At 62.9% G+C, this 15239-nt stretch carries 13 protein-coding genes, 2 tRNA genes and 1 pseudogene; 14 read left to right on the plus strand and 2 right to left on the minus strand.

Features of this window, described 5'->3' with window-relative positions; genetic code table 11:
• Window positions 1–256 precede the first annotated feature (256 nt).
• The 13 genes from P2869_RS05525 (at window position 257) to P2869_RS05585 (ending at window position 12676) form a co-directional block, all read left to right on the plus strand.
• Window positions 257–1132, plus strand: coding sequence for an alpha/beta hydrolase (locus P2869_RS05525; protein ID WP_277597687.1), 876 nt, complete (start codon window positions 257–259; stop codon window positions 1130–1132).
• A gap of 112 nt (window positions 1133–1244) precedes the next feature.
• A complete protein-coding gene (locus P2869_RS05530) occupies window positions 1245–1598 on the plus strand; it encodes a RidA family protein (RefSeq protein WP_017777773.1) in 354 nt (117 codons plus the stop codon).
• 130 nt (window positions 1599–1728) lie between these two features.
• Complete coding sequence (locus P2869_RS05535; protein ID WP_126878854.1) at window positions 1729–3951, plus strand: bifunctional (p)ppGpp synthetase/guanosine-3',5'-bis(diphosphate) 3'-pyrophosphohydrolase; 2223 nt, start codon at window positions 1729–1731, stop codon at window positions 3949–3951.
• Between the two features lie 70 nt (window positions 3952–4021).
• Window positions 4022–4098: transfer RNA gene (locus tag P2869_RS05540), tRNA-Val, on the plus strand.
• A 313-nt stretch (window positions 4099–4411) separates the two neighbouring features.
• On the plus strand, window positions 4412–6319 hold the full coding sequence (gene thrS, locus P2869_RS05545; protein ID WP_277597688.1) for a threonine--tRNA ligase: 1908 nt from the start codon (window positions 4412–4414) through the stop codon (window positions 6317–6319).
• Between the two features lie 49 nt (window positions 6320–6368).
• The gene (gene infC, locus P2869_RS05550; RefSeq protein ID WP_081601939.1) at window positions 6369–6890 is read left to right on the plus strand and encodes a translation initiation factor IF-3; all 522 of its coding nucleotides are present in this window, start codon (window positions 6369–6371) and stop codon (window positions 6888–6890) included.
• Between the two features lie 311 nt (window positions 6891–7201).
• On the plus strand, window positions 7202–7399 hold the full coding sequence (gene rpmI, locus P2869_RS05555) for a 50S ribosomal protein L35 (RefSeq protein ID WP_004191477.1): 198 nt from the start codon (window positions 7202–7204) through the stop codon (window positions 7397–7399).
• 29 nt (window positions 7400–7428) lie between these two features.
• Window positions 7429–7788 carry a 50S ribosomal protein L20 gene (rplT, locus tag P2869_RS05560; protein ID WP_017777778.1) on the plus strand — a complete coding sequence of 120 codons (360 nt, stop codon included), beginning with the start codon at window positions 7429–7431 and terminating at the stop codon, window positions 7786–7788.
• A gap of 206 nt (window positions 7789–7994) precedes the next feature.
• Entirely contained in the window at window positions 7995–9008 is a 1014-nt protein-coding gene (gene pheS / locus P2869_RS05565; protein WP_277597689.1) for a phenylalanine--tRNA ligase subunit alpha, read from the plus strand.
• A 121-nt stretch (window positions 9009–9129) separates the two neighbouring features.
• Window positions 9130–11562 (plus strand): phenylalanine--tRNA ligase subunit beta, encoded by a 2433-nt coding sequence (gene pheT, locus P2869_RS05570; protein ID WP_277597690.1) that lies wholly within the window; start codon window positions 9130–9132, stop codon window positions 11560–11562.
• Window positions 11563–11618: 56 nt separating this feature from the next.
• The gene (locus P2869_RS05575; RefSeq protein ID WP_126878851.1) at window positions 11619–12032 is read left to right on the plus strand and encodes an integration host factor subunit alpha; all 414 of its coding nucleotides are present in this window, start codon (window positions 11619–11621) and stop codon (window positions 12030–12032) included.
• Window positions 12033–12123: 91 nt separating this feature from the next.
• Window positions 12124–12525 (plus strand): MerR family transcriptional regulator, encoded by a 402-nt coding sequence (locus P2869_RS05580; protein ID WP_199544140.1) that lies wholly within the window; start codon window positions 12124–12126, stop codon window positions 12523–12525.
• Window positions 12526–12599: 74 nt separating this feature from the next.
• A tRNA-Pro gene (locus tag P2869_RS05585) sits at window positions 12600–12676 on the plus strand.
• Between the two features lie 235 nt (window positions 12677–12911).
• Here P2869_RS05585 and P2869_RS05590 read toward each other — a convergent pair.
• A pseudogene (locus P2869_RS05590) lies at window positions 12912–13130 on the minus strand (transposase); the annotation flags it as partial.
• A 261-nt stretch (window positions 13131–13391) separates the two neighbouring features.
• Window positions 13392–14318, minus strand: coding sequence for a LysR family transcriptional regulator (locus P2869_RS05595; RefSeq protein WP_277597691.1), 927 nt, complete (start codon window positions 14316–14318; stop codon window positions 13392–13394).
• Between the two features lie 12 nt (window positions 14319–14330).
• Here P2869_RS05595 and P2869_RS05600 point away from each other — a divergent pair, with 12 nt between their 5' ends.
• Window positions 14331–15224, plus strand: a complete 894-nt coding sequence (locus P2869_RS05600; RefSeq protein ID WP_277597692.1) for a type 1 glutamine amidotransferase domain-containing protein — start codon at window positions 14331–14333, stop codon at window positions 15222–15224.
• The last annotated feature ends 15 nt before the right edge of the window (window positions 15225–15239 follow it).

Genomic DNA, 15239 nt, shown 5'->3' on the forward strand with positions numbered 1-15239 from the left:
TGTGGTCGTTTGAGGTTGCGTGAGGTTATGTCGGCGAAACGTGACCCTTGTTCGGTAAATCGATTCGAAGCGGGCGGAAGGTTCGGAAAGAGCGTTCCGCCCGCGGTGTTTGGGCGGTCGCGTTGCGCGTGACGCTCGTCGCGCTTTCCTTGAAAAACGCGTTGGTGCGGTTCCCCGCCGTCTACAATCGGACTCGTGCCGCCGGCGCCGCAGCGGGCCCGGCCCCGACAGTCTTATGCCAGGACAGGACCTCACGATGACCGCCACGTCTACCGCCTTGCGCCAGCGCTTCGTTCAATGCATCAGCCCCGGCGGTCTGCACCGCATGGCCTACACCGAATGGGGCGACCCTGCGAACCCGCGCGTGCTTGTCTGCGTGCACGGGCTCACGCGTTCGGGCCGTGACTTCGACCGGCTCGCGGCCGCGGTGAGCGACACCTATCGCGTGGTGTGCCCCGACGTGGTGGGCCGCGGCCTCTCGTCGTGGCTCGCCGACCCGATGGGTTACGGCGTCGCGCAGTACGTTGCCGACATGGTCACGCTGATCGCGCGCACGGGCGCTGAAAAAGTGGACTGGTTCGGCACTTCGATGGGCGGGCTGATCGGCCTCGCCCTGGCGGGCCTGCCCGACTCACCCATCGGCAAGATGATCGTCAACGACGTCGGTCCCCATATCGAGCCGCAGGCGCTGGCTCGCATCGGCGAGTATCTCGGCAAGCCGGCGCGCTTCGAAACGCTGCAGCAGGGCATCGATCATGCCGCGTTGCTCGCGCAGTCGTTCGGCCCGCTCACCCAGGAGGAGTGGCGCGAGATCAACACGCCGCTCCTGCACGAGGTGGACGGCGCCTGGGCATTCCGTTACGACCCGCGCATCGCCCAGCCGTTCGGCGCCACGACGCCCGAGCAGAACGCGCTCGGCGAATCGATACTCTGGCGCTCGCTCGCGGCCTTCCCGGGGCGCATGCTCGTCGTGCGCGGCGAGCAGTCGGATCTGCTTTCGCGTGAGACGGTGGCGCGCATGGTCAGCGAAGGGAAGGCTGTTGCGAGCGTCGAAATTGCCGGTGCGGGCCATGCGCCGGCCTTTCTTGCACCTGACCAGATCGCTATCGCGCGACGTTTCCTGATCGGCTGAGCCGCGCTCGGGTCATAATATGCGATTGCACGCCTGCGCGAGGCAGGCGGCCGCGCATGGCGCTGCGCCATTGCCGCAGCGTGCCACCTTCACCACACCAACAGGAAACCTTATGGCAGTCAATCGTCACCACGTCGGCCCGCGTCTCTCGGAAATCGCCGTGCACAACGGTACCGTGTACCTGGCCGGCCAGATCGCCGAAGACACGAAGCAGGACATCACCGGCCAGACCCGCGAGGTGCTCGACCACATCGACCGCCTGCTTGCCGAAGTGAACAGCGACAAGTCGCATCTGCTTTCGGTACAGATCTTCATCTCCGACATGGCCAACTTTCCCGGCATGAACGCCGTGTGGGACACGTGGGTCGTGCCGGGCGCCACGCCGCCGCGTGCCACGGTGGAAGCGAAGCTCGCGAACCCGGCGTGCCTCGTGGAAGTGGTCGTAGTGGCGGCTCAGCGCAGCTGACGGTTGGGCGGGGCAGCCCGCGGCGCAAGCGGCTGCGGTTTGTTGCCCTGCAATTGACTGTGCGGAAGCTTCGGCTGCCGCATGGCGGTTTCATCGTTCCAGCCCGGCATGATTGCCGGGTCAAAGCATCATGAGTCGCGACAATCTCCCCACCACCACGAGTCCGGTGCCGTCCATCGACGACGCGCTCGCGTTCGTGCGCGAGACCGCCGGTGACGCGCGACTGCCGTCCGGCGAATCACTGATCGAGCATGCGGCGGGGACGGCATCGATCATGGGCAAGCTCAACGTCGATTCGCCCGCGGTGCTGGCGGCGGCGCTCTTCGCGCTCACGCCGTATCTGTCGGACCCCGAGCGCATTCTGGCCGAACGCTTCGGCGAAGAGGTTTCGCAGCTCGTTGCGGACGTGCGCAAGCTGTTGAGGCTCGGCACCGTCAGCATGCGCGCCGCTCAGAATGCGATGCCCGAGGCCGGTCGCGATGCGCAGGCCGCGCGTCGCGCGCAGGTCGAAGCGTTGCGCAAGATGTTGCTCGCGTTCGCGCAGGACATCCGTGTCGTGCTGATCCGGCTCGCCTCGCGGCTGCAGTCGCTGCGCTACTACGCCGCGGCGAAGCTCACGCCGTCGCCCGACGTGGCGCGCGAGACGCTCGAAATCTACGCGCCGCTTGCGAACCGGCTCGGCATCTGGCAGTTGAAGTGGGAGCTCGAGGACCTCGCGTTCCGCTTCGAAGAGCCCGAGACCTACAAGCGCATCGCGAAGTTGCTCGACGAGAAACGCGTGGAGCGCGAGAGCTACGTCACGCAGGCCATCGACCGCCTGCGCGCCGAGCTTGCCGCCGCGCACATCGATGCGGAGGTGTCGGGGCGGCCGAAGCACATCTACAGCATCTGGCGCAAGATGCGCGGCAAGGAGCTCGATTTCGCCGAACTCTACGACGTGCGCGCGTTTCGCGTCATCGTTCCCGACATCAAGGATTGCTACACCGTGCTCGGCATCGTGCACAACCTGTGGCAACCGGTGCCGAGAGAGTTCGACGACTACATCTCCCGGCCGAAGCCGAACGGCTACAAGTCGCTGCATACGGTTGTGATCGGCGACGACGGGCGCGCGTTCGAAGTGCAGATCCGCACGCACGAGATGCACCAGTTCGCCGAATACGGTGTGGCCGCCCACTGGCGCTACAAGGAAGCGGGCGTGCGTGGTTATGGCGGTCAGTTCAGCGCGAGCGACCGCTACGACGAGAAGATCGCATGGCTGCGCCAACTGCTCGCGTGGAAAGACGACGTGTCCGACGGCCGCCAGCCGTGGGACCAGTTGCGCCAGGCTACCTTCGAGGACGACCACATCTACGTGATGACGCCGCAGGCGCGCGTGATCGCGCTGCCGCAGGGCGCAACGCCCCTCGACTTCGCGTATCACCTGCACAGCGAGCTGGGGCACCGCTGTCGCGGCGCGCGTGTCGACGGCGCGATGGTGCCGCTCAACACGCCGCTGCAGAACGGTCAGACGGTCGAGGTCATCGCGGTGAAGGAGGGCGGGCCGTCACGCGACTGGCTCAACCCGCAGCTCGGCTATCTGCAAAGCCCGCGTGCACGCCAGAAGGTGCGCGCGTGGTTCAACGCGATCGAGCACGAAGAGAACATCGCGTCTGGCCGCGCAATGGTGGAAAAGACGCTGCAGCGCGAGGGCAAGACCTCGGTCAATCTGGACCAGCTCGCGGCCAAGCTCGGGTTCAAGTCGACCGACGATCTGTTCTCCGTGGTCGGCAAGGAAGAGTTCAGCCTGCGTCAGGTGGAGCAGGCGTTGCAGGACGCGCCGCCGCCCGAGCCGGAAACGGAAACGCCCGAGCAGATCACGAAGCGCGCGAGCGGGGCGAGCGTCGCGCATGGCGCATCCACCGGCGTGCTCGTGGTAGGCGTGGACGCGCTGCTCACGCAGCTCGCGCGATGCTGCCGTCCGGCGCCCCCCGATGACATCAGCGGCTTCGTCACGCGCGGCAAAGGCATGTCGATCCATCGCACGGATTGCCCCACGTTTCGTCGCATGGCCGAGCGCGCGCCTGAGCGCGTGCTGCAGACCACGTGGTCCGCGGACGTGCTGAGCGGGCGCGGACAGTCCGTCTATCCCGTGGATCTCACGATCGAGGCGGGCGACCGCCAGGGGCTGCTGCGCGACATCTCCGAAGTGTTCGCGCGCGAGAAGATCAACGTGATCGGCGTGAAGACGCAGTCGCGGCGAAACGCGGCTTTCATGCAGTTCACCGTCGAGGTGTCGAGCGCGGCGCAAATCCAGCGTGCGTGCACCCTGCTGGGAGAGGTGCAGGGCGTGGTGCGGGCCGCGCGCAAGGCATGAGGCGTTTTCATGTCGCCGCATAAAAGTGCTTGCCAAGTGTTCCGGTACTCCATATAATTTCAGCTTCTTCAGGCTCGTAGCTCAGCTGGTTAGAGCACCACCTTGACATGGTGGGGGTCGTTGGTTCGAGTCCAATCGAGCCTACCAACGAAATCGGAAGCCTGGTCATGCATCGGGTTTCATGCGGTATAAGCAGCAGTACAAACGGCAGTGCACGCGCTCTTGCGCATAAGGCGAATACGGTTATGACACCGCGAACGTTTACCGAAACTACTTCGGAGCGACGCTAGTCGAGGACCCCTTTCGCCTCTGTATTTCGCCGTGTAGTCTGGTTCGAAATGTGAATGCGGCCCCTCGAAAGCGGGGCCGCATTTTTTTTGCCCTGGTTTCGTTGCCGGTCCGCGTAGGGTTTCTGTCTTTCACCTGTTGACGTGCCGCCGGCCGGCACATGGAGAACGCAATGGTTTCGATACGTCTGCCCGACGGTTCTGTTCGACAGTACGATCATCCCGTGACGGTCGCCGAAGTGGCCGCGTCGATCGGCCCCGGTCTCGCGAAGGCGGCGCTCGGCGGCAAGGTCGATGGCGAGCTCGTCGATACGTCGGCGCTCATCGATCGCGATGCGTCGCTTGCGATCGTCACGGAGAAGGACCCCGACGGTCTCGACATCATTCGCCACTCCACGGCACACCTGTTGGCGTACGCGGTGAAGGAGCTTTACCCGGAAGCTCAGGTCACGATCGGACCGGTGATCGACAACGGCTTCTATTACGACTTCGCGTACAGCCGTCCCTTCACGCCTGAGGATCTCGAGAAGATCGAAAAGCGTATGCAGGAGCTCGCAAAGAAGGACGAGCCGGTTACGCGTCGCGTCGTCTCACGCGACGAGGCGGTCGACTACTTCAAGAGCATCGGCGAGAAGTACAAGGCCGAGATCATCGGATCGATTCCCTCAAGCGACGAGATCAAGCTCTATTCGCATGGTGGGTTCACGGATCTTTGCCGCGGCCCGCACGTGCCGTCCACGGGTAAGCTCAAGGTCTTCAAGCTCATGAAGGTGGCGGGCGCCTACTGGCGCGGCGACGCGAAGAACGAGCAGTTGCAGCGCATCTACGGCACAGCCTGGGCGAAGAAGGAAGAACAGGACGCGTACCTGCACATGCTCGAAGAGGCGGAGAAACGCGACCACCGCAAGCTCGGCAAGCAGTTGGACCTGTTCCACATGCAGGACGAGTCGCCCGGCATGGTGTTCTGGCATCCGCGCGGCTGGACGCTCTGGCAGCAGGTGGAGCAGTACATGCGCCGCCGCGTGGCCGAGGCCGGCTATCTCGAGATCAAGACGCCGATGATCATGGACCGCTCGCTCTGGGAAGCGTCCGGCCACTGGCAGAACTATCGTGAAAACATGTTCACGACGGAGTCGGAAAAGCGCGACTACGCCATCAAGCCGATGAACTGCCCGGGCCACGTGCAGGTGTTCAATCATGGCTTGCGGTCGTACCGCGATCTGCCGCTGCGTTACGCGGAATTCGGCTCGTGCCATCGCAACGAGGCTTCCGGCGCGCTGCACGGGCTCATGCGCGTGCGCGGCTTCGTGCAGGACGATGCACACATCTTTTGCACGGAAGATCAGTTCATCAGCGAGTCGATCGCTTTCAACACGCTCGCCATGAGCGTGTACAAGGATTTCGGCTTCGATCACATCGACATCAAGCTGTCGCTGCGTCCGGACTCGCGCGCCGGCACGGACGAAACGTGGGATCGCGCAGAGGACGGCCTGCGCCGCGCGCTCACGGCCTGCGGTGTGAGCTGGGAAGAGCTGCCGGGTGAAGGCGCGTTCTACGGTCCGAAGGTCGAGTACCACATCAAGGACGCGCTCGGCCGCTCGTGGCAGTGCGGCACGCTGCAGCTCGACATGGTGCTGCCGGAGCGCCTTGGCGCCGAGTACGTGGCCGAGGACAACAGCCGCCGGCGCCCGATCATGCTGCACCGGGCAATCCTCGGATCAATGGAGCGCTTCCTCGGGATCCTGATCGAGCACCATGCCGGCGCGATGCCTGCCTGGCTGGCTCCGATGCAGGTGGTTGTGATGAATATTGCTGAAAGTCAGGCCGAATATGCGCAAAAATTGGCCCAAACGTTGCAAAAACAAGGGGTTAGAGTAGAGGCCGATTTGCGCAACGAGAAAATTAGCTATAAAATACGCGAACACACGCTCGAAAAGGTCCCGTACCTGCTGGTGGTCGGCGACAAGGAGCGTGAAGCGCAAACGGTAGCCGTGCGTGCCCGTGGCGGTGTCGATCTCGGTGTGATGCCGGTCGATGCCTTCGTTGAACGCCTGCGTGAAGACCTGCAGGCGTTCAGGTAAGCCACCTGGCAGCGCGGCTCGTTTTTTTAATTTTTAGAGGAAACGTAACATCGCTACTGAAAAGTCGCATCGCATCAACGGCGAAATTACCGCGCCCGAGGTGCGTCTCGTCGGAGTCGATAACGAGCCGCTCGGCATCGTGAAGCTTGCAGATGCTTTCCGTCTGTCGGAACAACAGGATCTCGACCTGGTAGAAATTGCCCCGCAGGCAGTGCCTCCGGTGTGCCGCCTGATGGACTATGGCAAGTTCAAGTACCAGGAAGCGAAGAAGCAGCACGAGGCGAAGCTCAAGCAAAAGGTCATCCAGGTCAAGGAAGTGAAGTTCCGCCCCGGGACCGATGACGGCGATTACCACGTCAAGCTGCGCAACCTCGTCCGCTTCCTCGAAGACGGCGACAAGACGAAGATCACGTTGCGTTTCCGTGGCCGCGAAATGGCTCACCAGGAAATCGGTATGCGCATGCTGGAGCGCCTGCGTACTGACCTCGACGAGGTGGGGCAGGTCGAGCAGATGCCGAAAATGGAAGGGCGCCAGATGATCATGGTGCTCGCTCCCAAGAAGAAGAAGTAAGCGCAGGGCAAGCGCGATGTGCCGCAAGGCACTTCGCTGCCGTGCGAAGCAGGTTAGTGCGCGGATCGTCGTTAGACGCTTCGCGCCAGCAGGTTCCGGAACGGCGCCCGCATCCTGTGTCGATCTCAGTGATCGGTGCGGCGACGGGCGTTTTTCCTGAAAGCGGCGGCCAGCATCACCGGCCGGCTGCATACCAAGTGGAGTGGGTTTCGAAGGGCGGGTGAAGGGCAAACGATGGTCCCGGGCTTTTGCATCGGGCGTTCGCGAGCCAACCGCACACCCATGTCCATCAAATAATGGAGTTGTCTGTCATGCCCAAGATGAAGACCAAGAAGAGCGCTGCGAAGCGCTTCGTGGTGCGTCCGGGTGGTACCGTCAAGCGCGGTCAAGCCTTCAAGCGCCACATCCTGACGAAGAAGACCACCAAGAACAAGCGGCACCTGCGTGGCGCTACGGCCGTTCACGATTCCGATCTGAACTCCGTGCGCGCAATGCTGCCGTTCGCGTAACCCTCAACCGATACTCATAGGAGCGAAACATGCCTCGAGTCAAACGTGGGGTTACCGCACGGGCCCGTCACAAGAAGATCATCAAGCTGGCCAAGGGTTACCGCGGCCGCCGCAATAACGTCTATCGCATCGCCAAGCAGGCGGTCATGCGCGCAGGCCAGTACGCCTACCGCGACCGTCGCAACAAGAAACGTGTGTTCCGCGCACTGTGGATCACGCGTATCAACGCGGCGGTGCGTCAGCACGACATGACGTACAGCGTGTTCATCAACGGCCTGAAGAAGGCGTCGATCGAACTCGACCGCAAGGTGCTGGCCGACATGGCTGTGTTCGACAAGGCTGCTTTTGCTGCTGTCGTCCAGCAGGTGAAAGCCGCCGTTGCGGCCTGATCGCTAACCAGGCGTTCAGGTATTGCGTGGTTGGTTGCAGCGAACATTCCGGCTTGCCGGTGACGCTGCAACAAAAACGGGGCTCCTCACCGAGCCCCGTTTTTGTTGGTCGAGCCAGTCGCGCGTGGGTGTCGGACCGGTCGTGCTCCGGCTCCGCTACGCCGTACTACAGACACTGAAACACTGACGTTGAAACGATGGGACCAATGGATCTGGACCAGATTGTCGCTGACGCGCAAAGCGCCTTTGCCGAGGCGCCCGATGTCAACACGCTCGAGAACGAGAAGGCGCGCTTTCTCGGCAAGTCGGGTGTCCTCACGGAACGCCTGAAGGGATTGGGCAGGCTTGACCCCGAAACGCGCAAGACCGAAGGCGCACGCATCAACGTCGCGAAGCAGCAGGTGGAAGCGGCGCTGACGGCACGCCGTCAGGCGCTCGCCGACGCGCTGTTGAACCAGCGCCTCGCCGCCGAAGCCATCGACGTCACGCTGCCCGGTCGCGGCATGGGCGCAGGCAGCCTTCATCCGGTGATGCAAACGTGGGAGCGCGTCGAGCAGATCTTCGGCTCGATCGGCTTCGACGTGGCGGACGGTCCCGAGATCGAGACCGACTGGTACAACTTCACGGCGCTCAACAGCCCCGAGAACCACCCGGCGCGTTCCATGCAGGACACGTTCTACGTGGACGGCAAGGACAAGGACGGCCGCCCGCTGCTGCTGCGCACGCATACGAGCCCCATGCAGGTTCGCTATGCACGCACCCATACGCCGCCCATCAAGGTGATCGTTCCGGGCCGCACGTATCGGGTAGACAGCGACGCCACGCACTCGCCGATGTTCAATCAGGTCGAAGGCCTGTGGATCGACGAGAACATCAGCTTCGCGGACCTCAAGGGCGTCTACTCCGATTTCCTCAAGAAGTTCTTCGAGCGCGACGACATCCTGGTGCGTTTCCGGCCGTCCTACTTTCCGTTCACCGAGCCCTCGGCCGAGATCGACATGATGTTCGAGCAGGGCAAGAACGCGGGCAAGTGGCTGGAGATTTCCGGTTCGGGGCAGGTGCATCCCACCGTGATCCGCAACATGGGCCTCGACCCGGAGCGCTATATCGGCTTTGCCTTCGGTAGCGGTCTCGAGCGTCTGACCATGCTGCGTTACGGCGTGCAGGACCTGCGTCTGTTCTTCGAGAACGACCTGCGGTTCCTGAAGCAATTTGCCTGACCCGCGATACGACCGAGCGGCTGCGCCCGTGGACCGGGCCGCGCCGCCCACTGGCCGGCCGCGCTGCAACGAGGCGAGTCGCGCGGCGCCGTGCTCCTAACCTGTTGGAACGTACAGACTCATGCAATTCCCGGAATCCTGGCTCAGAACCTTTGTCGATCCGCAGCTCACCACCGAAGAGCTGTCCCATGCGCTGACGATGGCCGGTCTCGAGGTTGAGGGGCTGCGCCCGGCTGCGCCGCCCACGTCGAAGATCGTGGTGGGGCGCGTGCTGGAAGTCGTCAAGCATCCGGACGCGGACAAGCTCAACGTATGTCAAGTCGATGCCGGCACGGGCGCGACGCTGAACATCGTCTGCGGCGCGCCCAATGTGGCGCCCGGCATCAAGGTGCCCGTCGCGCTGGTGGGCGCGCAGTTGCCGCCGGCGGAAGAGGGCGGCGCGCCGTTTGCCATCAAGCTCTCGAAGCTGCGCGGTGTGGAGAGTCAGGGCATGCTGTGCTCGGCGCGTGAGCTGAAGCTTTCGGAAGATCACAGCGGCCTGTTGATCCTGCCGGAAGACACGCCGATCGGCCAGGACATCCGCGAAGCACTCAATCTCGACGACACCGTCTTCGAAATCAAGCTCACGCCGAACAAGGCCGACTGCCTTTCCGTCTTCGGCATCGCGCGCGAGACCGCAGCCATCACCGGTGCGCCGTTGAAGGCACCGCAGTTCAAGGCTGCCGAAGTGAAGCTTGCCGATACGCTGCCGGTACGCATTTCCGCGCCCGATCTGTGTGGTCGCTTCTCGGGTCGCGTGATTCGCGGCGTGAACGCGCGCGCGAAGACGCCGCAGTGGATGGTGGCAAGGCTCGAACGTTCGGGTCAGCGCAGCATCTCGGCGCTCGTCGACATCTCTAACTACGTGATGCTCGAATTGGGCCGGCCTTCGCATGTGTTCGATCTCGACAAGATTCACGGTGCGATGGACGTGCGCTGGGGCCGCAAGGGCGAGACGCTCAAGCTCCTGAACGGCAACACCATCGAAGTGGACGAGGCCGTGGGCGTGATTGCGGACGATCACCAGATCGAAAGCCTCGCCGGCATCATGGGCGGCGACAGCACCGCCGTTACGCTCGATACGACGAACATCTACCTCGAAGCCGCCTTCTGGTGGCCGGACAGCATTCGCGGCCGCTCGCGCCGCTTCAACTTCTCCACCGACGCGGGGCATCGCTTCGAGCGCGGTGTGGACTGGTCGACGACGGTCGAACACATCGAATATCTCACGCAGCTCATTCTCGATATTTGCGGCGGCGAGGCCGGCCCGGTTGACGACCAGGTCGTCAATGTGCCGAAGCGCGAGCCGGTGAAGATGCGCGTGTCGCGCGCGAACCGGATCATCGGCGTGCGGATCGGCGCGGACGAAATCGCGCAGATTTTCACGCGCCTTGGCCTTGCCTTCGAAAGCGACGGCGAGACGTTCTCGGTGACGCCGCCCGCGTATCGCTTCGACATCGAGATCGAGGAAGATCTGATCGAAGAAGTCGCCCGCATCTACGGTTTCGAAAAGATTCCGGCGCGTCCGCCGGTTGCGTCGAACGTCATGCGTCCGACGCACGAGACGCAGCGCTCCGTGCACGACATTCGCCATGCGCTTGCCGCGCGCGACTACGCGGAGACGGTCAACTTCAGCTTCGTGGACGCCGAATGGGAGCACGACTTCGCCGGCAACGACAAGCCCGTGCGTCTGCTGAATCCCATCGCGAGCCAGCTTTCCGTGATGCGCACCACGCTGTTCGGTAGCCTGATCGGCGTGCTGCGATACAACCTGAACCGCCGCGCCGAACGCATCCGCGTGTTCGAGGTGGGTCGCGTGTTTCTGCCCGATGCCTCCATTGCTTCGAGCGAGATGACCGTGGAAGGCTTCGCGCAGCCCAAGATGGTCGGCGCGCTGGCCTACGGCTCCACTGCGGACGAGCAGTGGGCGTCGCCCACGCGTGCCGTCGATTTCTTCGACGTGAAGGGCGACCTGGAAGCGTTGCTCGCACCGACCGTGGCGCGCTTCGTCAAGGCCGAGCATCCGGCGTTGCATCCGGGGCGTTGCGCGCGCATCGAAGTGGACGGGCGCGCAGTGGGCTGGATCGGCGAACTGCATCCGCGCTGGATGCAGAAGTACGATCTGCCGCACGCGCCGATCCTGTTCGAAATCGAAGCGCAGGCGCTCATGCAGCGTGCGCTGCCGAGCCCGACGGACGTGTCGAAATTCCCGCCCGTGCGTCGCGACATCGCACTCGTGGTCGACCAGAAAATCGAGGTGCAGGCGCTTCTGGACGAGATGCAAAAGGCCCTTCAGGAAGGGCCCGCGAAGATCGTTCAGAGGGTTGCGTTGTTCGACGAATTTCGTGCAAAATCAAACACTTCCGGTGGTATGGCTGCGCACGAGAAAAGCCTTGCCTTCCGGGTGACCTTGCAAGATACTGGCGGGACCCTTCAGGACGAAACGGTCGATCAGGCCATCAAGTCTCTGGTGGATCGCCTGGCTCGAGTCTATGGCGCCCGGTTGCGCGGATAACCGAAACGGCAATTCGCGCATAGCAGCTTACTGGTTCGCGCGCCATTCATAGCTACATGAACGAAATGAACTCGAGCGATTTCGAAGCCCTTCTTGCGGCGCAACGCAGCGCCATGATTCGCGACATCCCGACATCAACGGCCCCCGCCTCCACGGAGACGCCTACGCTTACGAAGGCTGAACTCGCCGAATTGCTGTTCGACAATGTCGGGCTCAACAAGCGCGAAGCGAAGGACATGGTGGAGGCGTTCTTCGAGGTGATCCGCGATGCGCTGGAAGGCGGCGAGAGCGTGAAGCTCTCCGGCTTCGGCAACTTTCAACTGCGCGACAAGCCGCAGCGTCCCGGCCGCAATCCGAAAACCGGCGAGGCCATTCCGATTGCGGCACGTCGCGTCGTCACGTTCCACGCCAGCCAGAAGCTGAAGGCGCTCGTCGAGAACGGCGCCGACACGAGTTACGCGCGCAACTAGACGTTGCGCCGCGGCGCCATGCGACGCGCGGCGCAACCGTGGCGAACGCCCTTCGCAGCACCTCTACCAACACCACGACAGCTAACCGGCGATGACAGCGACAACTGAAAAAGTCGTCTTGCCTCCGATTCCCGCGAAGCGTTATTTCACGATCGGAGAGGTGAGTGAGTTGTGCGGCGTGAAGCCGCACGTGCTGCGGTATTGGGAGCAGGAGTTCACGCAGCTGAAGCCCGTGAAGCGGCGGGGCAACCGACGCTACTATCAGCATCACGAGGTGTTGCTGATTCGCCGGATTCGCGAACTGCTTTACGAGCAGGGGTTCACGATCAACGGCGCGCGCAACCGGCTGGACTCGCGTGGCGATGTGGTAGAAGAGCCTGTGCGCGAGATGGACAGACAGGTGCATGCGGTAACGGCAAAACCGGCATCGAGCGTCGATGTCGAGCAACTGCGTCACGACCTGCTCAACGTGCTCGACGTGCTGAGCCATTAGCCGGACCGACGTTGCAGTAAGTTCGTACGTAAAGGTTCTAAAGGCGCAAACACTCTGTTATACTTTTGTGCTTTCGGGGCGTAGCGCAGCCTGGTAGCGTACCTGCATGGGGTGCAGGTGGTCGGAGGTTCAAATCCTCTCGCCCCGACCAGAACAAGCCCGCGTAATCAAAAGGTTACGCGGGCTTCTCTTTTTGCGCTCTTGGGTATGTCGTCGTCCCTGGTAACGGTTGCCTTCCCGTTGCCTGGACATTCCCCGGTAGCGACATCGCCGGCACCCTCACGCTGCGGACTTTGCTATATCGAGGCTAGCATGTGACCGCGATGACGCACTGAACTAGTTGTGCTTCGTTCGGCTCGTGCGGAATATCGTCCAACGTGGACGGAATCGCGCTCGGCAAGCATCTTCTTCAGCCGCGCATTCTCTTGCTCGAGTTGCTTGAGCCGCTTCACATCGGCGGCTTCCAGCCCGCCGAAATGCTGCCGCCAGTTGTAAATGGTTTGCTCGCTGATCCCGTGCTTCTTCGCGGCCTCAGCGACCGGCGCCTTGTCCGCCTCGCGCAGGATGGTGACCATCTGCTCTTCCGTGAACCGGCTCTTCTTCATGACTTCCTTTTCTCCGTTGGAAGCCGTTCTCTCAAGTTTCAACCGGTCCGAAAATTCCAGGGCAGGTCAATCTGGCAGACCGCTTGCTCTCGGTCGTCAATCCTTCAAGACGGTCCGGGTCGGTGCTTACCGAAGCAGTATCCACTTCGGCCTTTCGGGCTAAACGATGCGTGGTGCTGTGCAGCGCGCCGACAGCGGCTCTGAACGACCCGCAAGGGGCGGTGGAGACTGCGGAAAGTGGGTGTTCGCGCCATCGCTTGACTACGTATAGCGGGCGCTTGGGCCATGTAGCGTCTCCTCGCAATTGTCCAGCAACTGACACAATGCGTCGAAAACCACGCGGACCCGTGCCGGTAACGGTATCCGGTAGGGCCGGTATACATACATGACGGCTGCGGCAGGGCGCAGTTTTTCTAGAACGGGGACAAGGCGATTTTCACGCAACAGCGGCGTGGCGAGATGCCCTGGCAATTGACCGAAACCCATGCCGGCCAGCACGGCCTCGCATTCCGCTTCCGGATCGTCCGTGACGAATACCGGATTCGTGGGTACGAAAGGCTCCACGCCATTGAGTAGCCAGGGCCATGGGCGGCCGGTATTGCGGTCGATCAGCATGGTGAGCGGAGCCTTCTCCAATGCCGTCTGGTTTTCGGGTTCACCCCATCGTGCCACGAGTTCCGGCGAGCCGGTAATCACTAGCGATGCGCCCGATACCGCTCTCGCGACATGGCTGCTATCGCGCATCGGCCCGATGCGTACGCCGATGTCGATCCGTTCGTCCACGACATCGGCGAGCACTTCCGACAAACGTAAATCCACGACAAGACCCGGATGACTCGCGACGAGCGGCGCGAGCCCCGGTGTGATAACGCGCCGTCCCAGTGAGGTCGGAGCGGCAATCCTCACCGTGCCGGCGAGCTCGCGAGGGGCGTGGTCGGCACCATGCGCAAAGATTTCGTCAATGCCTGCAATCGCGGCTGCGCTCTTCGAGGCGAGCTGCTCGCCGACGTGTGTGAGCCGCACCCCACGCGTGCTGCGATGAAAGAGCGGCTCGCCGAACTCCGCTTCCAGTTCCCGTATAACGCGCGTAATGACCTGCGGCGACACGCCCATTCGTGTGGCAGCTGCCCGGAAGTTGGCACTTCCGGCGGCTACACAAAAAATTCGCAACGCTTCGAATCGGTTCATGCGCTTCTCCACATGGCGTTCCGGGCACAGGAATTGAGAAATCGCGGTGCATTCATTTACGCGATTACCGGCACGGTCGACACTAGCCGACGCATACCCGATCCACTGCCTGATGGCCGCTGCTCCACATTTCCTGACGAAACTCGGGCCGGCTCTACGGGCATCACTTCAAGGCGAACAACGCACATGCATTCCATCCTGATGATTCTGACTGGCGCGACAACATGGACACAGAAAGACGGCACGCAACGTCCAACCGGCTTCTGGGCCGAAGAGTTCGTCACGCCGCATGACATCTTCATACGGGCCGGCGCCCGCATCACGCTGGCTACGCCAGCCGGCAAGCGGTCGATTGTCGATGCCCTGAGCCTCACGCCGCAGGGCAATCACGGCGATACCGAAAAAGTCGCCGAACTGGCGTCTTACCTCGAGCGCTTTGCCGACGCCCTACGCGCGCCATTGCCCACCGAGGACGTGAACGCTGCCGACTTCGACGCCGTGTTCGTGCCGGGCGGACACGGCCCCATGCAGGATCTCGCAGTCGACGCAGGCGTAGGCAGGATCCTGCAAGCGGCACTTCATAACGAGCGACAGGTCGTTGCAGCGGTATGCCACGGGCAGGCGAGCTTCCTGTCCGCGGGCGACGCTCAAGACTGGGCGTTCAAAGGCAGAACAATGACCGCCTTCACCAACGATGAAGAGACGCAAGTCGGCCTTGCCGCCAACGCACCCTGGTTGCTGGAAGATCGCCTCCGCGCTGCCGGGGCCTTGTTCGAAGCGGGCGCGCCGTGGAGCAGCCACTTAGTGATCGACGGCAACCTCGTCACGGGGCAGAACCCCGCATCGGCGGGCGCGGCCGCTGAAGCGGTGCTGCACCGGCTTGCGTCGCTCGCTGTCTGCGCTTGAGCGCACTGCGCCGGC

The organism is Paraburkholderia sp. SUR17 (assembly GCF_029536165.1).
Lineage (GTDB): Bacteria > Pseudomonadota > Gammaproteobacteria > Burkholderiales > Burkholderiaceae > Paraburkholderia > Paraburkholderia kururiensis.